17 protein-coding genes, 5 tRNA genes and 1 other RNA gene are annotated in these 20,182 nt (G+C 55.6%); 13 read left to right on the top strand and 10 right to left on the bottom strand.

The window, feature by feature from the left end:
- Window positions 1-93 precede the first annotated feature (93 nt).
- The 9 genes from tolB to C7M51_RS02950 all read left to right on the top strand — a co-directional run bounded on the left by tolB (window position 94) and on the right by C7M51_RS02950 (window position 3,586).
- Window positions 94-1,389, top strand: coding sequence for a Tol-Pal system beta propeller repeat protein TolB (gene tolB, locus C7M51_RS02910; protein ID WP_160620349.1), 1,296 nt, complete (start codon window positions 94-96; stop codon window positions 1,387-1,389).
- A gap of 43 nt (window positions 1,390-1,432) precedes the next feature.
- Entirely contained in the window at window positions 1,433-1,960 is a 528-nt protein-coding gene (pal, locus tag C7M51_RS02915; RefSeq protein ID WP_160620351.1) for a peptidoglycan-associated lipoprotein Pal, read from the top strand.
- A 9-nt stretch (window positions 1,961-1,969) separates the two neighbouring features.
- Window positions 1,970-2,764, top strand: a complete 795-nt coding sequence (gene cpoB, locus C7M51_RS02920; RefSeq protein ID WP_160620353.1) for a cell division protein CpoB — start codon at window positions 1,970-1,972, stop codon at window positions 2,762-2,764.
- 164 nt (window positions 2,765-2,928) lie between these two features.
- Window positions 2,929-3,004, top strand: a tRNA-Lys gene (locus C7M51_RS02925).
- Between the two features lie 11 nt (window positions 3,005-3,015).
- A non-coding RNA gene (locus tag C7M51_RS02930) (RtT sRNA) lies at window positions 3,016-3,142 on the top strand.
- Between the two features lie 47 nt (window positions 3,143-3,189).
- Window positions 3,190-3,265 (top strand) — tRNA-Lys (locus C7M51_RS02935).
- 47 nt (window positions 3,266-3,312) lie between these two features.
- Window positions 3,313-3,388 (top strand) — tRNA-Lys (locus C7M51_RS02940).
- 44 nt (window positions 3,389-3,432) lie between these two features.
- A tRNA-Val gene (locus C7M51_RS02945) sits at window positions 3,433-3,508 on the top strand.
- 2 nt (window positions 3,509-3,510) lie between these two features.
- Window positions 3,511-3,586: transfer RNA gene (locus tag C7M51_RS02950), tRNA-Lys, on the top strand.
- Between the two features lie 43 nt (window positions 3,587-3,629).
- Here C7M51_RS02950 and C7M51_RS02955 read toward each other — a convergent pair.
- Window positions 3,630-5,087: an AlkA N-terminal domain-containing protein gene (locus C7M51_RS02955; protein WP_160620354.1), complete on the bottom strand. Its 1,458-nt coding sequence runs from the start codon at window positions 5,085-5,087 to the stop codon at window positions 3,630-3,632.
- A 168-nt stretch (window positions 5,088-5,255) separates the two neighbouring features.
- On the opposite strand from C7M51_RS02955, the gene C7M51_RS02960 reads away from it, so the two are divergent.
- The 3 genes from C7M51_RS02960 to pnuC all read left to right on the top strand — a co-directional run bounded on the left by C7M51_RS02960 (window position 5,256) and on the right by pnuC (window position 7,703).
- A complete protein-coding gene (locus tag C7M51_RS02960; RefSeq protein WP_160620356.1) occupies window positions 5,256-5,747 on the top strand; it encodes a methylated-DNA--[protein]-cysteine S-methyltransferase in 492 nt (163 codons plus the stop codon).
- 164 nt (window positions 5,748-5,911) lie between these two features.
- Complete coding sequence (nadA, locus tag C7M51_RS02965) at window positions 5,912-6,970, top strand: quinolinate synthase NadA (RefSeq protein WP_160620358.1); 1,059 nt, start codon at window positions 5,912-5,914, stop codon at window positions 6,968-6,970.
- Window positions 6,971-6,992: 22 nt separating this feature from the next.
- The gene (gene pnuC / locus C7M51_RS02970; protein WP_160620360.1) at window positions 6,993-7,703 is read left to right on the top strand and encodes a nicotinamide riboside transporter PnuC; all 711 of its coding nucleotides are present in this window, start codon (window positions 6,993-6,995) and stop codon (window positions 7,701-7,703) included.
- Between the two features lie 4 nt (window positions 7,704-7,707).
- On the opposite strand, the gene zitB is transcribed toward pnuC, so the two are convergent.
- From zitB to C7M51_RS02990, 4 genes are all read right to left on the bottom strand, one after another.
- Window positions 7,708-8,643, bottom strand: a complete 936-nt coding sequence (gene zitB, locus C7M51_RS02975) for a CDF family zinc transporter ZitB (RefSeq protein ID WP_160620362.1) — start codon at window positions 8,641-8,643, stop codon at window positions 7,708-7,710.
- Entirely contained in the window at window positions 8,618-11,761 is a 3,144-nt protein-coding gene (locus C7M51_RS02980) for an ATP-binding protein (protein WP_160620364.1), read from the bottom strand. The genes zitB and C7M51_RS02980 overlap by 26 nt, the downstream gene beginning before the upstream one ends.
- Window positions 11,743-12,336 (bottom strand): response regulator transcription factor, encoded by a 594-nt coding sequence (locus C7M51_RS02985; RefSeq protein WP_160620367.1) that lies wholly within the window; start codon window positions 12,334-12,336, stop codon window positions 11,743-11,745. Before C7M51_RS02985 ends, C7M51_RS02980 begins: the two co-directional genes overlap by 19 nt.
- A gap of 187 nt (window positions 12,337-12,523) precedes the next feature.
- A complete protein-coding gene (locus tag C7M51_RS02990) occupies window positions 12,524-12,883 on the bottom strand; it encodes a YbgS-like family protein (protein ID WP_160620369.1) in 360 nt (119 codons plus the stop codon).
- 288 nt (window positions 12,884-13,171) lie between these two features.
- On the opposite strand from C7M51_RS02990, the gene aroG reads away from it, so the two are divergent.
- Window positions 13,172-14,224 (top strand): 3-deoxy-7-phosphoheptulonate synthase AroG, encoded by a 1,053-nt coding sequence (aroG, locus tag C7M51_RS02995; protein ID WP_160620371.1) that lies wholly within the window; start codon window positions 13,172-13,174, stop codon window positions 14,222-14,224.
- An 83-nt stretch (window positions 14,225-14,307) separates the two neighbouring features.
- On the opposite strand, the gene gpmA is transcribed toward aroG, so the two are convergent.
- The 5 genes from gpmA to modF form a co-directional block, all read right to left on the bottom strand.
- Window positions 14,308-15,060 carry a 2,3-diphosphoglycerate-dependent phosphoglycerate mutase gene (gpmA, locus tag C7M51_RS03000; protein WP_160620373.1) on the bottom strand — a complete coding sequence of 251 codons (753 nt, stop codon included), beginning with the start codon at window positions 15,058-15,060 and terminating at the stop codon, window positions 14,308-14,310.
- 146 nt (window positions 15,061-15,206) lie between these two features.
- Entirely contained in the window at window positions 15,207-16,238 is a 1,032-nt protein-coding gene (gene galM, locus C7M51_RS03005; RefSeq protein ID WP_160620375.1) for a galactose-1-epimerase, read from the bottom strand.
- The gene (galK, locus tag C7M51_RS03010) at window positions 16,232-17,380 is read right to left on the bottom strand and encodes a galactokinase (protein WP_160620377.1); all 1,149 of its coding nucleotides are present in this window, start codon (window positions 17,378-17,380) and stop codon (window positions 16,232-16,234) included. The genes galM and galK overlap by 7 nt, the downstream gene beginning before the upstream one ends.
- Window positions 17,377-18,429 carry a galactose-1-phosphate uridylyltransferase gene (gene galT / locus C7M51_RS03015; RefSeq protein ID WP_160620379.1) on the bottom strand — a complete coding sequence of 351 codons (1,053 nt, stop codon included), beginning with the start codon at window positions 18,427-18,429 and terminating at the stop codon, window positions 17,377-17,379. The genes galK and galT overlap by 4 nt, the downstream gene beginning before the upstream one ends.
- A gap of 268 nt (window positions 18,430-18,697) precedes the next feature.
- Window positions 18,698-20,167: a molybdate ABC transporter ATP-binding protein ModF gene (gene modF / locus C7M51_RS03020; RefSeq protein ID WP_160620381.1), complete on the bottom strand. Its 1,470-nt coding sequence runs from the start codon at window positions 20,165-20,167 to the stop codon at window positions 18,698-18,700.
- Window positions 20,168-20,182 lie beyond the last annotated feature (15 nt).

Below are 20,182 nucleotides of genomic sequence, written 5' to 3' on the forward strand. Positions count from 1 at the left end.
GTTAGCTTGCCATACTCTGTATGGACTTAGCTAATCGTCGTCAGGAACAGTGCGAATTATCGTGGACGTAAATGTTCAGATAAGGGAGAGAAAATGAAGCAGGCACTACGTGTAACCTTAAGCTTTTTTCTTCTTCTGTGGGCAGCGATGCTGCACGCGGAAGTGCGCATCGAAATTACCCAGGGGGTAAACACGGCGCGTCCGATAGGCGTTGTCCCGTTTAAATGGGATGGCCCTGGTGCCGCGCCGGAAGATATCGGCGGGATTATCGCTGCCGATCTGCGCAACAGTGGCAAATTTAATCCGCTGGATCGTTCTCGTCTGCCGCAGCAGCCAACCAGCGCGGCGGAAGTGCAGCCAGCGGCCTGGACCGCGCTGGGAATCGATGCGGTTGTGGTGGGGCAAATCCAGCCTGGTGCTGATGGCAGCTACACCATCTCTTACCAGCTGGTCGATACCTCCGGTTCGCCGGGCACCGTGCTGGCACAAAACCAGTACAAAGTGACTAAGCAGTGGCTGCGCTATGCGGCGCATACTGCCAGCGATGAATCTTTCGAGAAGCTGACCGGTATCAAAGGCGCTTTCCGTACCCGCATCGCGTATGTGGTGCAGACCAATGGCGGTCAGTTCCCTTATGAACTGCGCGTTGCCGACTATGATGGCTACAACCAGTTTGTTGTTCATCGTTCGCCGCAGCCGCTGATGTCACCAGCCTGGTCACCGGACGGCAGTAAACTGGCCTATGTGACGTTTGAGAGCGGTAAATCCGCGCTGGTTATCCAGACGCTGGCCAATGGTGCTATTCGTCAGGTGGCATCGTTCCCGCGTCATAACGGCGCACCGGCTTTCTCACCGGATGGTTCGAAGCTGGCGTTTGCGCTTTCTAAAACCGGCAGCCTCAATCTGTACGTGATGGATCTTGGTTCCGGTCAGATTCGTCAGGTAACGGACGGACGCTATAACAGCACCGAGCCTACCTGGTATCCGGACAGCCAGAATATCGCCTATACCTCAGATCAGGCGGGACGTCCGCAGATTTATAAAATTAGCGTCAATGGCGGCACCGCGCAGCGTATTACCTGGGAAGGTTCACAAAACCAGGATGCTGACGTTGCCACTGACGGAAAATCTATGGTGATGATTAGCACCAACGGCGGCGCACAACACGTCGCCAGACAAGATCTGGAAACGGGAGCCGTTCAACAATTAACGGACACGTTCCTGGATGAGACGCCAAGTCTCGCACCTAACGGCACGATGGTAATCTATAGCTCTACTCAGGGGATGGGTTCCGTGTTGCAGTTGGTTTCGACAGATGGGCGTTTCAAAGCGCGTCTTCCGGCTACCGATGGACAGGTCAAATTTCCTGCCTGGTCGCCGTATCTGTGATGCATGTGTAAATATGTATAGCAACTTATAACAGGATTTAGAAATGCAACTGAACAAAGTGCTGAAGGGTTTAATGCTGGCTCTGCCGGTAATCGCTGTGGCTGCATGTAGCTCGCACAAAGACAACAACAACGACCAGACCAACGGTGGTATGGGCGCTGATGGTGCTTACGGCAGCGGCAACGGCATGAACGGCGGCAACATGTCCTCTGAAGAGCAGGCGCGTCTGCAAATGCAGCAGCTGCAGCAGAACAATATCGTTTACTTCGATCTGGACAAATATGACATCCGCTCTGACTTCGCTCAGATGCTGGATGCGCACGCGGCTTTCCTGCGTGGCAACCCGTCTTACAAAGTGACCGTAGAAGGTCATGCAGACGAGCGCGGCACGCCGGAATACAACATCGCACTGGGCGAGCGTCGTGCTAACGCCGTTAAAATGTACCTGCAGGGCAAAGGCGTATCTGCCGATCAGATCTCTATCGTTTCTTACGGTAAAGAGAAACCGGCTGTTCTTGGTCATGACGAAGCGGCGTATTCTAAAAACCGTCGCGCCGTCCTGGTATACTAAGAGACTCACATGATTAGTAGCTTCAGACCTCACTTGTTGAGTCTGTCGTTACTGATTGGCATAGCGGCCCCCTGGGCCGCTAATGCCCAGGCTTCAATCAGTAACGTCGGCTCCGGCTCGGTAGAAGACCGGGTCACCTCTCTTGAGCGCATTTCTAATTCGCAGGCTCAGCTTCTTCAACAGCTACAGCAGCAGCTTAACGCAACGCAAAGCGATATCGATTCGCTGCGTGGTCAGATTCAGGAAAACAGCTACCAGTTAAACCAGGTGGTTGAACGTCAAAAACAGATCTATCAGCAGATTGACAGCCTGAGCAGCGGTGCTTCAGCCAGCGCGGGCGGTGCGGCAGCGTCAGGCGATAATGCTGCTACCGACAGTCCGGCAAGCAGCGGGGCGGCGACAGGTAGCTCAGCGGCACCGGTACAAAGCGGTGATGCAAACAGCGATTACAACAGTGCGGTTGCGCTGGTGCTGGAAAAGAAACAATACGATCAGGCAATTACGGCTTTTCAGGCCTTTGTGAAGAAATATCCTGACTCAACCTATCAGCCAAATGCGAATTACTGGCTGGGTCAGCTAAATTACAACAAAGGCAAAAAAGACGATGCGGCCTATTATTTTGCTACCGTGGTGAAGAATTATCCTAAGTCGCCAAAAAGCGCGGAAGCGTTGTATAAGGTTGGCGTAATCATGCAGGATAAGGGCGACAGCGCGAAGGCGAAGGCCGTTTATCAGCAGGTGATTAAACAGTACCCGAATACCGAAGCGGCTAAGCAGGCGCAAAAACGTGCTGCGGGACTGTAATTGCGTTAAGTTGACCAGATATCGCTGGATTTCTGGTCTTAACGCCTGAAAGGTAAGCAGTTGAGCCGCGTCAGGGAAAATAGTGGTTGCGCTGAAAATGTAAATCGGTAATATATGCCGCCGTTGACGGGGCATAAGCGATTATGTTTCGGCAGGCAAAAAGTGGGTCGTTAGCTCAGTTGGTAGAGCAGTTGACTTTTAATCAATTGGTCGCAGGTTCGAATCCTGCACGACCCACCAATTTAAAGCAAAATCCGGTGCAGACCGGCAGGATAAGAACCTGTAGCAGGTTCGAGTCGAGCGAAAGCGAGACAACGTTGCCAGCGGCAACGGCCCGAAGGGCGAGGCGCAAGCCGAGTTATCCTGCACGACCCACCAATTTAAAGCAGTATCCGGTGTAAACCGAAGCAGCAGTACCGCGTTGCGGGTCGTTAGCTCAGTTGGTAGAGCAGTTGACTTTTAATCAATTGGTCGCAGGTTCGAATCCTGCACGACCCACCAATTTAAAGCAGTATCCGGTGCAGACCGAAGCAGTAGTACCGCATTGCGGGTCGTTAGCTCAGTTGGTAGAGCAGTTGACTTTTAATCAATTGGTCGCAGGTTCGAATCCTGCACGACCCACCATTTAAAGCAGTATCCGGTGTAGACCGAGAACAGTACCGCATTGCGGGTGATTAGCTCAGTTGGTAGAGCACCTCCCTTACAAGGAGGGGGTCGGCGGTTCGAGCCCGTCATCACCCACCATCGGGTCGTTAGCTCAGTTGGTAGAGCAGTTGACTTTTAATCAATTGGTCGCAGGTTCGAATCCTGCACGACCCACCAATGTAGAAAGGCACCCTAAAGGTGCCTTTTTGCTATGCAAAACTTATTTCTTCGCGCTTAAATTCTTCCAGATATGCATTACCGCATAGCTGCGCCAGGGGCGCCACTGCGCAGAGCGTGCTTCCGCCTGCTTAGCGCTAATACCGCCCAGATTATTCCTGATCACAATATCCCCGGCGGGAAAGGCATCCGGCCAGCGCAGCGCTCGCATGGCAATATAAGAGGCGGTCCATTCACCAATGCCCGGAAGCTGACGCAGGCGCTGCATTATCTCATCAGGATTCACATTGGCCTCCAGCTGTAGCTCGCCCTCGTTGCAGGCGGCAGCCAGTGCCAGAATAGAGCGAGCACGGGCGCTCACAATCCCCAGGCTGGCGATCTCATCAACCGTCGCGCTGGCTACGCGTGACGGCTGAGGAGCCAGGCGCGTCAGTTCAGCAAAGGGCGTTTCTGCCTCCTCGCCAAAGGCACTGGCAAAGCGTCCGCCCAGCGTAGTAGCCGCTTTTACCGTTATCTGCTGACCAAGTACCGCACGCACCGTCATTTCAAAACCATCAAACGCACCGGGAACACGCAGGCCAGGATTACGCTTGATACTCTCCATCAGTAATGGGTCCTCACGCAGACAATCGTCAATACATTGAGGATGTGCATCCAGATCGAACAGGTTACGTAAGCGGCGCAGTAATGCAGGCAGAGCGCCATTAAGCGAATGAGAAAACTCCACCTGCAATGCTGGTTTATCTGCGGCGTGGGTGACGCGAATCCAGCCACGATAGCGTCCCAGCTGCACGGTGCGCAGGTAACTCTCCTCATCAACCGATTCCACATTTTTTAGCGCACGCAGACGCAGAAAATCGAGCATGGCCTGCCAGTCATAGGGTGGACGATAGCTGAGCAGGAGCGTTGAGGAGCCGCTGAGATCCGCCGTGGTTTCGCCGTTCGCCATTTTGCGCAGTCGGCTGGGCGGCATCCGATAGCGCTGACTAAAAACATCGTTAAAGCGCCGCAGGCTGCTGAAGCCGCTGGCAAAGGCGACTTCGGTGATCGGCAGGCGCGTTTCGGTAAGCAGTTGCTTAGCCAGCAGCAGACGTCGCGTCTGCTTCAGCTCCAGCGGCGATACGCCGAGCTCCCGCTGCACGATACGTCTTAGCTGACGCAGGCTGAGATGAAACCAGGCGGCCACCTCTTCCAGGCTGTCGGTGGCATCAATCTGGCCTTCATCGATGCGCTGCAATAGCAAATCAGTAATACGATGCGCGTTGTCCATCGGCGCGTTGCCGGGAGCCAGTTCCGGGCGGCAGCGCAGGCAGGGGCGAAAAGCCGCTTTCTCTGCCGCTTCCGCACTGGTAAAAAACAGGCAGTTTTCGCGGCGCGGCGCTCTGACCGGACAGACTGGACGACAGTAAATGCCGGTCGAGGTCACGCCGACATAGAATACACCGTCAAAACGCGTATCCCTTGAAGTTAATGCCTGCCAGGCAATATCACCGTTAATCATTTTTCCGCTCCGCATTCGGCTGTTCGGTTTCACTTTACGCCTGCTTTGAGTATAAAACTCGCCGTTTTCGGACAGGCGGTTTTTTTATTCAGCTGACCGAAAACAGCCGGTAACCGGCGTAAAATGCGTGATAATGCGCAAGTCGATGGAACAAATCAGGAGGAGAAAATGAGCTACTACAGCAAAAAAATGGCTTCGCCGGTAGGCGAGCTCACGCTGTTGGCCAGCGATCGCGGCCTGGCGGCGGTGTTGTGGCAAAGGGAAATGGCGCGCATCAAACTGGCCCCGGTGACTGAAGATCCACAGCATCCTTTGCTGCTGGAAACGGAGCGCCAGCTAAACGCCTATTTTGCCGGCGATCTGAAGCAATTTACTCTGCCGCTCGATTTCGTTGGCACCGAGTTTCAGAAAAAAGTCTGGCAGGCGCTGGTGGCGATTCCCTACGGTGAAACACGCAGCTACGCTGAGATTGCGCGTGCAATAGGCCATCCCACCGCAGTCAGGGCCGTAGGTGCAGCTAACGGGCGCAACCCGATTTCTATTATTGCTCCCTGCCATCGCGTTATCGGCACCAACGGTAAACTTACCGGCTTTGCTGGCGGCCTGGAAGCAAAAGCCTTTCTGCTGGCGATCGAAAAGTCCGATCTGCTGAGCCTGTAAACCGCGCAGCGTGCGGCAGCATACCGCACGCGCCGCGTAAAATTAGCGACAGCGCCCTCGTTTTCTATTATCTTGTTTAGCATATAAAACTAACATTGCTTTTATACCGCTTATTAGCGCTAAAATAGCTGGATAAGTTAAGTTAATAAAACGAGATCCCCTTAATGAGCCTGTTGCCCGATAACGAGAGTTTCTATCCTTTTCCACCGAAGCCTGCCCGCCTGACGGAAGATGAAAAACAGGCTTATCGCGACAATATCCGGCGGCTGTTGCGCGAGCGTGATGCGGTAATGGTGGCGCATTATTACACCGATCCGGAAATTCAGGCGCTGGCGGAAGAGACGGGCGGCTGCGTCGCCGATTCGCTGGAGATGGCGCGCTTTGGTAGCGCCCATCCCGCCTCGACGCTGCTGGTTGCAGGCGTGCGCTTTATGGGCGAAACGGCGAAAATCCTCAGCCCGGAAAAAACCATTTTGATGCCGACGCTACAGGCGGAGTGTTCGCTCGATCTCGGCTGTCCAGTCGAGGCCTTTGATGCCTTTTGTGCCAGCCATCCCGATCGTACCGTCGTGGTTTATGCTAACACGTCCGCCGCGGTCAAGGCGCGTGCCGACTGGGTAGTGACCTCCAGCATTGCCGTTGAGCTGATTGAGCATCTTGATAGCCTCGGAGAAAAAATTCTCTGGGCACCGGATCGCCACCTGGGACGTTACGTGCAGCAGCAAACCGGCGCGGATGTGCTTTGCTGGCAGGGGGCCTGCATCGTTCACGATGAATTTAAAACCCAGGCGCTGCGGCAGATGAAAGCACTCTATCCGCAGGCGGCAGTGCTGGTACATCCTGAATCACCGCAGGCGGTGGTAGATTTAGCCGATGCCGTAGGTTCTACCAGCCAGCTGATCCAGGCGGCGAAAACTTTGCCGCATCCGCAAATGATTGTCGCTACCGATCGCGGCATCTTTTATAAAATGCAGCAGGCGGTGCCGGAAAAAATATTGCTGGAGGCACCGACCGCAGGCGAAGGGGCAACCTGCCGCAGCTGTGCGCACTGTCCATGGATGGCGATGAATGGCCTGCAGGCGATTGCACAAAGCCTGACGCAGGGAGGTGAGGCGCATGAGATTCATGTGGATGCTGAACTGCGCCAGCGTGCGCTGACGCCGCTGAACCGTATGCTATCTTTTGCAGCGGATCTCAAACTCAACGTAAAGGGTAATGCCTGAGGGCATACTCCAGGGCGCTAATATGGAATTTTTCAGCACGCAAAATATCCTGGTTCATATCCCGCTGGGTGCGGGCGGCTACGATCTCTCATGGATTGAGGCAGTAGGTACGCTGGCTGGCCTGCTTTGCATCTGGCTGGCCAGTAAAGAAAAAATCATTAACTATCTGTTTGGATTAATTAACGTCACGCTGTTTGCGATGATCTTTTTCCAGATACAGCTCTATGCCAGCCTGCTGCTGCAGCTGTTCTTTTTTGGTGCCAATCTTTACGGCTGGTATGCCTGGAGTCGTCAGGCTGGTGATAACCAGGCGGCGTTACAGATACGCTGGCTACCGCGCCGTAAGGCGATCGCCTGGGGCGCGGGTAGCCTGCTCGCGATTGTGCTGATGACGTTCTGGATCGATCCGGTTTTTGCTTTTTTGACCCGGCTGGCTGTGGTGCTGATGCAGGCGGTTGGCCTGCAGGTAACGATGCCGCAGCTACAGCCCGATGCCTTTCCGTTCTGGGATTCGACAATGATGGTACTGTCGATTGTGGCGATGATCCTGATGACGCGTAAGTATGTGGAAAACTGGCTGCTGTGGGTGGTGATTGATGTTATCAGCGTCTGGATTTTTGCCCGTCAGGGCGTCTATGCCATGGCGCTGGAATATCTGCTGCTGACGCTGATTGCCGTAAACGGCAGCTGGCTATGGATCAAAAGCGCGCGCCAGCAGAAGACGCGCACCTGAATGATTAGTGATGGTGATGATTGTGGGCGTGCTGTGGCGCGCCCAGCGTCAGCCCACAATCTTCTCCTTCGCAGCGCTGGTACTCCATCTGTACCGTGGCGTGATCGATCTGGTAATGCTCGTGCAAATAGTGATGAATACGCTGTAGCAGCGCATCATGATCGTAGGGCGGCACCACATGAACGTGCAGGGTGACGATCGGTTTTTCGCCAACCTGCCACAGATGCACATGATGCACGTTGCGTACCTCAGGAATATTTAACGTCAGATCGCGCTTCAGCTTTTCACCATCGATCGCTACGGGCGCGCCTTCCAGTAGTTCATGCAGGCTCTCTTTCATCAGTGCCCAGGCACTGCGCAGCACCAGCGCGGAAACCAGCATTGACAGAATCGGATCGATTGGCGTCCAGCCGGTAAACATGATAATCAGCGCGGCGGCGATGGCACCCACCGAACCCAGCAGATCGCCCAGCACATGCAGCGCGGCGGCACGTACGTTAAGGTTACTTTCACCGCTGCCGCGATGCAGCAACCAGAAAGAAAGCAGGTTCGCCAGCAGCCCGGCGACGGCGATGATCAGCATCAGACCGCTTGCTACCGGCTGCGGCTGGTAAAAGCGCCGTATCGCCTCCCAGACAATCAATACGGTAATCACCAGCAGTGCAATGGCGTTAACAAATGCCGCCAGCGTGGTCAGGCGCAGCCAGCCAAAGGTATGACTGGCGTTAGGCTTGCGTTGGGCAAACTGCACCGCCAACAGCGCCATCAGCAGCGCTGCCGTATCGGTCAGCATATGTCCCGCGTCCGCCAGCAGTGCCAGCGAGCCGGAAAGCAGGCCGCCAGCTACCTCCGCCAGCATAAACAGGGCGGTGACGATAAAGGCGGCTCGCAGTCTGGCACGGTTGCCGTCATGTTCAGTGTGCGAATGTTGATGCGTCATAATCTTCCAGTCTGGCTAATAAATTTCCGGTTAATAATAACAGTAAATTAACTGTTTCCTTACAGTCATCATGTGCCAGTGCCTGTTCGCCCAGACGTTGGCAAAGCTGCTCGCCTTCATTAATGCCTAATAACAGCCAGCTGCCCTTCATGCGGTGCGCGCGTTTTGCCAGCGTCTGCCACTGCTGCTGCGTCAGCGCCTGCTGAAGCGCGCGGCTGTCTTCCTGTAACGTATTGCGTAGCGTAGCGATAATCGCGGGTAAAAATGTTGCGTCCTGGCTGGCAAGCTGCCATAGCTGCTGATCCAGGTCCGCCAGCGTATCAGATGGCGCAGACGTCGCCAGCACGCTGCGCAGGGCATGCAGTCCGACCGGTTTAATCATCACCTCATCCGCATCGCGCCAGGCCTGCGGCTGCTGCGGCAGTTGGGCATCGGCGCTGCAATAGATAAGACGGGTACGCCGGGCGGCGTGTCGTTCACGGCGGCGCACTATGCGCGCTACCGTTGGGCCATCGGGATGCGGCATATTGTAATCGATGAAAATGATATCGAAAGGCGTCGTTGCTGCCGCCTGTAACAGTGCCCGCCCGTCTGCGAACGTCTGCGCTTTTACCCCAAGCCAGCTTAGCTGTTGCTGTATCACCAGCAGGTTAGTGGGATGATCGTCAACAACCGCCACGCGCAGGCGCGAAGGTAACGAGTGCGTCTCCGTTTGCGGAACGGCGGTCGGCAGCGCTTCAGCCAGATGCAGCGGCAGCGTCAGGGTCACTTCGGTTCCTTTATGCGGAGCCGATCGCAGTTGAATATCGCCGCCCATGCGCAGCGCGATCTCGCGACAGATTGAGAGGCCCAGGCCGCTGCCCTGTACGGAGCGGGCACGCCCGGATGGCGTCTGGTACCAGGGTTCAAACAGCCGCGCCTGCTCCTCAGGCGGAATGCCGCTGCCGCTGTCGGTAACGCACAGCGTGAGCCAATCGTCGCTGGCGGCCAGCGTCAGGGTAATCGTGCCCTGAGCGGTGAATTTTACCGCGTTACTGATAAGGTTAGTGGCGATCTGCTGTAAACGTCCACCGTCCAGCAGAACCGCAGCGGGCAGGGGAGTCAGCGCCTTCACGCTAAAGCGAGGCCCGTCCGGGCGCATCAGCGGTGTCCAGAAATGTTCAATATCGTGCAGCCACTGCGTCAAATCCAGCGGGGCAGGTTGCAGGCTAAACGTCTGGTTTTCGATGCGCGAGTGATCCTGCAAATCGTTCAGCAGCGTCATCAGCGTGGTGGCGCTGCTGTGGATCAGGGCAAGGCTTTCCATTTGTGGACGGCGCGCCAGTTCCAGTTCCAGCAGGCCGAGAATCGCCTGCATCGGCGTTCTGAGCTCATGACTGACGCTGGCAAGAAACTGGCTTTTCATCCGGTTGGCGCGCTGCGCTGCCTCACGTTCCTGCTCAAGCTGCCGTCGCTGCCGCGCTTCCTGGCGCTGTTGACGCCAGCGGCGGATTAGCAATGCCAGCAGCAGTACAATCGCCGCCAGCGCAATAGCCGCCAGGGTTAACAGCAGCGGCGTTATCGGCCCGCTGTCGCCGTTGCCCGGCTGATTTTCATTACTCCAGGCATCGCGCATACGCTGTTGCGTATCGGGCGGGATCTGCTGAAGCCCTTTATCGAGAATGGCGCGCAGCAGCGGCTGCTGTGCGCTGACGCCGATGGCGATCGGCCAGGCGGTATCGCTGGCGGCGAAAGCGAAATGGAGCGCTTCGCTGTAGCGGCTCTGAATCATCCAGCGCGCCGAAAGCACGTTATCTACCAGTGCATCAATCTGCCCGTTCGCCAGCGCGGCGTAGAGCGTCTGGCTGTCGTTAAAAGGCTGTACTTTCAGTTCAGGTGGAACCAGCTGCTGCGCCAGATCCCCGCGTCGGATACCGATGCGCAATCCCTGTAAATTCTGCCAGCCCGTGATGCCGGAGGTGGGCCCGCGCAGATAAACGCCCCACAGCGCCCGCCAGACCGGTAGCGTACTGTTTTCCGCATCGCCGTTACCGGAAAGCGGCTGCACCAGTTCAATCTGCGCCAGCCCGGCGGCAACCTGCTGCTGCGCCTGCTGCGGATTGTTGACCCATAGCGGTTTAAAGCGCAGCCCGGTACTTTGTCCGATAGCGTTTAGCAGGTCGATGCTGTAACCGCGCGCTTCGCCGCTGGCGCTGCGGTAGCTCCAGGGATAGTTATCCGCCAGCGCGCTGTAAATCACCTGAGGATGCTGGTGTAGCCAGGCTTTTTCCATGGCAGTCAGATGCAGCGTATTGGTATCGAGATAACGCGGCAGTTGTGAACTCCAGCGTCCCTGAATTCCGTTTACTACCTCAATCGGAAGCTGACGAATCGCCAGATTGAGCGCATCGCGTAAGGCAGCCTGCGAGGTCACGGCATACAGGCTCAGCTCACCGGGATCGAGTGGCGAGGCGATTTGATAAATTTGCCCTTGCTGGAGCTGGCTGAGCAGGAAACCCGCGCTGGTTTCATCCGCTACCACATAGTCGTTTTGCTGGTTAAGCAGCGTATAAAGCGCCTGTAGATCGCTGCTGTAGCTTTCCCAGCGGTGATGGCGCATAAATTCAGGCGTGACCTGCTGTAGTGTGGCTGCGCTGACGGCGATACGTGCATCCTGCGAGTTAAACATCACCGGACGACGATTTTGACGGCTGCGGTAGATGCGCAGCGGTGTAGTATACCAGGCGCGGGTGGCGTAAAGATCGGCGGTGGATGGCGGCTGTGATACGCCAAAAGCGACATCAGCCTTGCCCTGGCGCAGCGCGTTCAGCAGCGCTTTGGCGTCAGGATAGCTGGAAATAATGAAATGGGCGCCGGTAAGATTGCCGAGTGCCACCAGATAATCCGCATTGATACCATACAGATCTTTGCCAACAAACATATTCCACGGTGCGCTGCTGGCCTGCAGGACGCCTACCCGTAGCGTTTTGCCCTGGAGAGGAAGCGATTCGCCGCCCGGCATCATCAATTCCTGCGGGAGCGGCATACTGCTGACCGCACGCCAGTCGGCGTGTCCGGGAAGGCTGAACAGTAGCGTCAGCAGCAGTACCAGCAGGCGCATCAATGTTGGGCTTTCCATAGCGCGGCGAGATCCAGTACGGAGCTGGCTCCGGTTTTTTCCAGAATATTTTTCTTATGGGTACTAACGGTTTTATTACTGATATGCAGCTGCTGCGCAATCTGCAGATTGGAAAATCCGCGAGCCAGCAGGGAAAGTACCTGCTGCTCTTTGCTGGTCAGCGGCAGGCCACCGGTTGCCGACGCGCCCAGGTCGGAGGGGAATACCGTTTGTCCTCCCAGCACCGCCAGGATGGCGCTTAACAGCTGCGGCATGCTTTGGCTTTTAATCACGTAGCCCGCCGCGCCTGCGGCCTGCGCCATCTGCATGTAGAGGCGTTCGCTTTGCGCAGAATAAATCAGGACGGGCAGGGCTGGCCTGTGACGCTTCAGCAGCTTGAGTAGTTCCAGCCCGTCGCTGTCCGGCAGGTTGATATCAAGGATAACCAGCTGCACGGCGTACTGCTGCAACGCATGGCAGGCCGCCTGTTCGTTATCTACGGCGGTCAGTCTGAGTGGAATCGGCGCTTTCGCCAGCGCGGCTTCCAGCGCAACCTGTACCAGCGGGTGATCGTCAATCAATAACAGATGGGCCATAACTTTGCTTTATCATTTCAGGGATTTCAGAATAGCGGAAAAGTCTGGGGAAGTAATCATCGAACAAACGGGGCGCAGATACGTTAGAAAAAGTTAAATATAAATGAGGAAAGCCAGGACGGAGGATAAAATAAAAGAGAGCCGTGGCCCTCTTTTATTTTACAGATGAATATTTGTCAGTTATTAATTATTGCGTGGTGCCGTCAGTTTTACGATCGACATCGCCGCCGCCCTGCTGAGTCTGGACTTTTTCATTGATGTTCGGGCATTTGCCATCCTTGCACTGCGCGTTTTTATCCATTTCATCCGCGCTCATGCCGTTAGTGCCAGCGGTTGGTGTGCTACTGCCGCTAACATTGCTGGAGCCATTATTAATATTATTATTATCAACTTTATTTGGCGGCAGATTTTCTTTTGCGTCCGGCGCTACCGCGCCTGCATCCGCTGCCTGGTTAGCGGTGCCGTTATTTCCCTGCGCCGCCATTGCCGCGCCGCTGCCGAGTGTCATTGCTGCTGTCAGAACTGCAATTGCAATCTTATTCATCATGATACTCCCGTTAATTATTGCCAGTTGCTGATGATATTCACCAGGGCTTCAGAAGCTGTTCTTTTATTTGTGCGAGATAATATCCCGCCAGATCAACTTCCGGCGAAAACTTGTGGTGTAAATAATAAATTTTCAAGAACTAACGATTAAAAGTGTAGTAAGGAACCAAAGAAACGCAAATCACCGACGCGGGCCGTGGACGGAAAGTCGATTTACAGCGCGGTAGTGAAGGGATAAATTGGACAGGTGGTGCCCGCTGCGCCCGAAAAAAAATTAAACGGATAGCTTATGAATTACCTGAATGATGATTTAAGAATCAAAGAGATAAGAGAACTTTTGCCCCCGGTTGCGCTGCTGGAAAAATTCCCGGCGACGGAAAAAGCGGCGGCTACCGTTGCTGCTTCGCGTCAGGCGATCCACAAAATTCTGAAAAATGCAGATGATCGGCTGCTGGTGATTATCGGGCCCTGCTCGATTCACGATGTGGCGGCGGCGAAAGAGTATGCCGCACGTTTGCTGAAAATGCGCGAAGCGCTGAGCGGCGAACTGGAAATTGTCATGCGCGTCTATTTTGAAAAGCCACGCACTACCGTTGGCTGGAAAGGGCTGATTAACGATCCGATGATGGACGGCAGCTTCCAGATTAATGATGGTCTGCGCATTGCTCGTCAGCTACTGTTGGAAATTAACGACAGCGGCCTGCCGACAGCAGGCGAGTTTTTGGATATGATTACGCCGCAGTATCTGGCCGACCTGATGAGCTGGGGTGCTATCGGCGCGCGTACTACAGAATCTCAGGTGCACCGCGAGCTGGCCTCAGGGCTTTCCTGCCCGGTCGGCTTTAAAAATGGCACTGACGGCACCATCAAGGTTGCTATCGATGCCATTAACGCCGCAGGTTCGCCGCATTGCTTCCTCTCCGTCACCAAATATGGTCACTCCGCAATTGTTGAAACCAGCGGGAACGGCGACTGCCACATTATCCTGCGCGGCGGTAAAGAGCCGAACTACAGTGCGCAGCACGTTGCCGAAGTGAAAACGGGTCTGGAGAAAGCTGGCTTGCCTGCTCAGGTGATGATCGATTTCAGCCATGCCAACAGCAGCAAACAGTTCCAGCGTCAGAGGGTAGTGGCGGAGGATGTTGCGCAGCAGATTAGCAGCGGCGAGAAAGCCATTATGGGCGTAATGATTGAAAGTCATCTGGTAGAAGGTAACCAGAGCCTTGAAAGCGGCGCGCCGCTGGTGTACGGCAAAAGTATTACCGATGCCTGCATTGGCTGGGAAGATACGGAAAACGTGCTACGTCAGCTGGCGGCGGCGGTAAAAGCGCGTCGTGGCTGATAGCAAAACGTGTCAGTAATGCGTAATGCTGAGCTGCCCTATAAAAAAACCCGCCGTCTGGCGGGTTTTTGCTGCAACACGAATTACTTCGCTTTGCCCTGATTCGCTACCGCTGCGGCTTTCGCTGCGATTTCGTCAGCGTCGCCCAGGTAGTAGTGTTTGATCGGCTTGAAGTTTTCATCGAACTCATACACCAGCGGTACGCCGGTTGGGATGTTCAGTTCAAGGATCTCTTCTTCGCTCATGTTATCCAGGTATTTCACCAGCGCGCGCAGGGAGTTACCGTGTGCGGCGATGATCACTTTCTCACCGCTTTTCAGGCGCGGCAGAATAGATTCATTCCAGTAAGGGATAACACGTTCGATAGTCAGCGCCAGGCTTTCGGTGGTCGGCAGCTGTTCAGCGGTCAGTTTCGCATAGCGCGGATCGTGACCAGGGAAGCGTTCGTCGCTGCGATCCAGTTCCGGCGGCGTAACGGCAAAGCCACGACGCCACTGTTTTACCTGATCGTCACCATATTTTTCAGCGGTTTCCGCTTTGTTCAGGCCCTGCAGCGCACCGTAGTGACGCTCGTTCAGACGCCAGGATTTTTCTACCGGCAGCCAGGCTTGATCCAGCTCGTCGAGAATATTCCACAGAGTGTGGATAGCGCGCTTCAGCACAGAGGTGTAAGCGAAATCGAAGGTGAAACCTTCTTTTTTCAGCAGCTGACCTGCTGCTTTCGCTTCTCCGCGACCTTTTTCGGACAGGTCAACATCGTACCATCCGGTGAAGCGGTTTTCGTTGTTCCACTGGCTTTCGCCGTGGCGCACCAGAACCAGCTTAGTTACAGCCATAGCTTAACTCCTTAACGCTCGTATGATAATGAAACCATTATATTGCCGCCGCGCACGGTACGGCAAACGATAGTGCCCTAACATAGCGGAATTCTGCGCACGACGTAAGTGCCGGGCCTGCGCAGTGCGCGTTTTTCAACCTGATGTTATTCCGCCGTTAACGTATAGCGGGTAACACTTTGCCAGGTTTTGCCGGGTTGTAACCAACAGCTGGGCTGTGGCCACTCAGGGTGGTTGGGCGAGTCGGGCAGAAACTCACTTTCCAGCGCGATGCCCTGGAATGCAGTATAGCTGCCGCCGTCGCGAGCGGGCGTGCCGTCAAGGTAATTTCCGCTGTAAAATTGCAGCGCCGGGGCGGAGGTTTCGACCGTCAGCTTCAGCTTGCTGTCGGCTGACCAGAGCTGGGCAGCGGGACGATCTGCCTCGGGCGCATTCAGCAAAAAGGCGTGATCGTAGCCCTGAACCAGGCGCTGATCCTCATCCTGCAAAAAGTCATGACTGATACTTTTCGCCGTGCGGAAGTCGAAACCGCTGTTTTCCACCGTTTGTAGCGGCGCTCGCGGGATCCCTTCACTGTTGACCGGCAGATAGTAATCGGCGTTAAGCTGTAAGCGATGCTGGCGCGCATCGCCGTGATGCGCATCCAGATTGAAATAGGCGTGGCTGGTCAGGTTAACCGGACAGGCGCGATCGACCTGCGCCTCCCAGCTGACAGAAAGAGAGTTATTATCATCCAGGCGGTACTCTACCTGAGCGATAAGATTGCCGGGATAGCCCTGATCGCCATCGGGAGAATCAAGGCGGTAGATAACGCGTTCGTCGCTCTGGCTGACGATCTGCCAGCGGCGGCGGTCGAAACCTTCCGGCCCGCCGTGCAGCTGATGCGCGCCCTGATTGGGTGTCAGCGTAATACCCGCTTCATTCAGCCGCGCGTTGGTGATGCGGTTGGCGTAGCGGCCTATGGCGGCACCCAGATAGGCGGTCTGTTTCAGATAGTCTGCTGGCGTGGCGCAGCCCAGCAGCGCTTCACGTACGCTGCCATCCTTCATCGGTACGCGCGCCGACAGCCAGGTTGCGCCCCAGTCCATAAAAGTTGCCACCATCCCGTGACGGTTGCGCAGTACACTAATGCGCCACGGTTGCCCGTCCGGTGCCAGTGAGGTTGCTTCGTTTAGCATTGTCCCGCTCCTTCCGATGCCGTACAGACGTAGAAGGTTTCTTTAATGCCGGTGGCGGCTTCATACTGGCTGGCTACCGCTGCTTTTACCGGCTCCACCAGATCCTGCGGCATTAACGCTACCACGCAGCCGCCAAAGCCGCCGCCGGTCATCCGTACGCCACCTTTATCGCCGATGGTTGCCTTAACGATTTCAACCAGACGATCGATAGGCGGTACGGTGATCTCAAAATCGTCGCGCATCGAGGCGTGCGATTCAGCCATCAGCTCGCCCATGCGTTTTAAATCGCCGTTGCTCAGCGCTTCAGCGGCTTCCAGCGTGCGTGCATTCTCTGTCAGCACATGGCGCACGCGTTTCGCGACCTGCGGGTCCAACTGATGTTCAACGGCGCGGAACTGTTCGATATCCACATCGCGCAGCGCGGGCTGGCTGAAGAAACGTGCGCCGGTTTCGCACTGTTCGCGGCGGGTGTTGTATTCGCTGCCGACCAGATTGCGACGAAAGTTAGAGTTGATAATCACCACCGCCACCTCTTTTGGCATCGGCACCGCACGCGTCCCCAGCGTGCGGCAGTCGAGCAGCATGGCGTGATCTTTTTTACCCAGCGCGGAGATCAGCTGGTCCATAATGCCGCAGTTGCAGCCGACAAACTGGTTTTCTGCTTCCTGGCCGTTAACGGCGATGGCGGCACCATCCAGCGGCAGATGCCAGAGCTGTTGAAACACGGTGCCAACCGCGACTTCCAGCGAGGCGGAGGAGCTAAGCCCGGCACCCTGCGGCACGTTGCCGCCGATCACCATATCCACGCCGTTGAAATCGCCGCTGCGCTGTTGCAGATGTTTCACCACGCCGCGCACATAGTTGGCCCACATCGGCTCTTCCACACGCATAATCGGCTGATCGAGCGAGAAAATATCCTGCTGGTTATCATAGTCAACGGCGATCACGCGCACCTGACGATCGTCACGCTTTGCGCAGCTGATTACCGTTTGATAATCGATGGCGCACGGCAGTACAAAACCGTCGTTATAGTCGGTATGTTCACCAATCAGATTAACGCGCCCCGGTGCCTGGACGGTATGTGTCGGCTGGTAGCCAAACTGCTGCTGGAAAATCTGTTGGGTTGTCGTTTTTAAACTCATTCTGAAGCTCCCGTCTGGCGGAAATGGATATCGCTGACAGAACGCAGACGCTCTGCCGCCTGTTCCGCGGTTAAATCACGCTGGGTTTCCGCCAGCATTTCATAGCCCACCATAAATTTACGCACCGTTGCTGAACGCAGCAGCGGCGGATAGAAATGGGCGTGTAGCTGCCAGTGGCTGTTTTCTTCGCCGTTGAACGGCGCGCCGTGCCAGCCCATCGAATAGGGGAAAGAGCACTGAAACAGGTTATCGTAGCGGCTGGTCAGCTTTTTCAACGCCAGCGCCAGATCGCTGCGCTGTGCGTCATTTAAATCCACCAGACGTTTGATATGCGTTTTTGGTAACAGCAGCGTTTCGAACGGCCAGACCGCCCACCAGGGCACCACCGCCAGCCAGTGCTCGGTTTCCACTACCGTGCGGCTGCCATCGTTCAGCTCGCGCGTCAGGTAATCGACCAGCAGCGGTGAACCATGCTGGTTATGGTAAGCGCGCTGATTGATGTCTTCGCGCTGAACCTCATTCGGCAGAAAGCTGTTGGCCCAGATTTGACCATGCGGATGCGGGTTCGAGCAGCCCATCGCGGCACCCTTGTTCTCAAATACCTGCACCCAGGGATAGTGTTGGCCCAGATCGGCAGTTTGCTCCTGCCAGGTGCGCACAACTTCTTCCAGCGCCGCCAGACTCAGCTCCGGCAGCGTTTTGCTGTGATCCGGCGAAAAGCAGATCACCCGGCTGGTGCCGCGCGCGCTTTCGCAGCGCATCAACATATCATCGCTCTGCGGCGCTTCCGGCGTATCGCTCATCAACGCGGCAAAATCATTGGTAAATACGTAGGTACCGGTGTAATCGGGGTTTTTGTCACCGGTCACACGCGTATTGCCTGGACAAAGAAAACAATCCGGATCGTGTTTGGGAAGCTGCTGTATGGCAGGCGACTCCTGCGCGCCCTGCCAGGGGCGTTTGGCACGGTGCGGAGAAACCAGTACCCACTGATCGGTCAGCGGATTGTAACGGCGATGCGGATGATCGACCGGATTGAATTTTTCCATAGTGTGTCCTGATAACTGACTAAAGCGGTAATCGCAGAATAAAAATAGCACAGGGTAAAACGCTAAAGCGTGATCCAGTCTGGATAAATGGAATCGTTTACACAAGCTGAAAAATCTTATTTGCCAGCAATAATGGCGTCTTATTACCGCAGGGCAGGTGAGAAGGTTGAATAATTTGGTAACGGTTACATAGAAAGTTGTCACGCCGGTAAGAGGGGAATGAGTGCCCTGAATAGAGGAAAGGCCCGGTGACGCCGGGCCGAAAAAGTTAATTCAGCGTTTCGAGAAGGTAATCGTAGCGCTCACCCTGGGGAATGAAGTTCAGGCGGTGGGTAATACATTGCGGCGCATCTTCCGCGTGATGAGAAACAAACAGCAACTGCGTTTCTCCCTCGGCGATCAGTACGTCGATAAAACGACGCACCAGCTGACGGTTAATAGGATCGAGTCCCTGCAACGGCTCATCAAGAATCAGCAGGGTAGGGTGTTTTACCAGCGCACGTGCGATCAGCACTAGTCGCTGCTGGCCCCAGGAAAGGCTGTGGAACGGTGCATCAGCCTGTTGCTGCATTCCCAGCAGCGCCAGCCAGCCGTTTGCCAGCGTGCGCTGACGATCGGAAACGGCCTGATAAAGCCCGATGGAATCAAAGTAGCCGGAAAGAATAACGTTACGCACGCTAATTGCCACGCGATAATCCAGATGCAGACTGCTGCTGACGTAGCCGATATGCTGTTTGATTTCCCAGATGGTTTCGCCGCTGCCGCGTCGGCGACCAAACAGCGTTAAATCGTTGCTGTAGCCCTGAGGATGATCGCCGGTGACCAGGCTAAGCAGAGTCGATTTTCCCGCGCCGTTGGGCCCGGTAATTTGCCAGTGCTGGCCGGGCAATACTTCCCAGCTCAGCCCGTGCAGTACCGGCCTGTCGTTATAGCTGACCACGCCGTTTTTTAACTGAATGCGCGGCGCGTCAGGTGCCAGCTTTGGCTGCTGGCCTGGGTTATCCGCCTCCGGCAGCGCCATGCCCGCCAGCTGTTCGCTATGAGCCAGCTGCGCAACCAGCGCCTCCGCCAGCACCTCATCACGCGTGCCGACATGTGTCAGATGACACTCAGCCAGAATGCCTACGCGATCGATAAAAGGGGGAATATCATCAAAGCGGTTTAGTACCAGCACCAGCGTAAGGCCCTGTTGATGCAGTGAAGCCAGCAGCGCGGCAAGGCTGGCGCGCGAGGCAACGTCGAGACCGTCAAAAGGTTCGTCCAACACCAGCAGATCGGGCTGCGTCATTAGCGCCCGGCACAACAGCGTCTTACGCGTTTCGCCAGTAGACAGATATTTGAAGCGGCGCTCCAGCAGCGCTTCAATGCCAAACTGCTGTGCCAGCTGACGGCAGCGCGCCTCATCTTTTACCTCATCCTGAATGATTTGCGCTGTCGTCCGGCCTGTATCCTCTTCGCCTTCGCTCAGCAGATCGGTATTGTTACGCTGCCACTCTTCTTCAACCAGCTTTTGCAGTTTCTCCAGCGAGAGCAAGGTGGGGCGCGTAAATTCACCGTGCATCGTGCCCTGTAGCGGCGGCAGATCGCCCGTCAGCGCCCGCGCCAGCGCAGATTTCCCGCTGCCGTTCGCGCCGACAAAGGCCCAGCTTTCGCCGCTGCGCAGGGTAAGATCGTTAAGCGTTAATACTTTGGTATCGCTAAGACGAAACGTGCCTTGCGAAATTTGCAACGTAGCCATTTTTTATTCCGTTTT

The sequence above is a fragment of the Mixta intestinalis genome, from assembly GCF_009914055.1.
Taxonomy (GTDB): Bacteria; Pseudomonadota; Gammaproteobacteria; order Enterobacterales; family Enterobacteriaceae; genus Mixta; species Mixta intestinalis.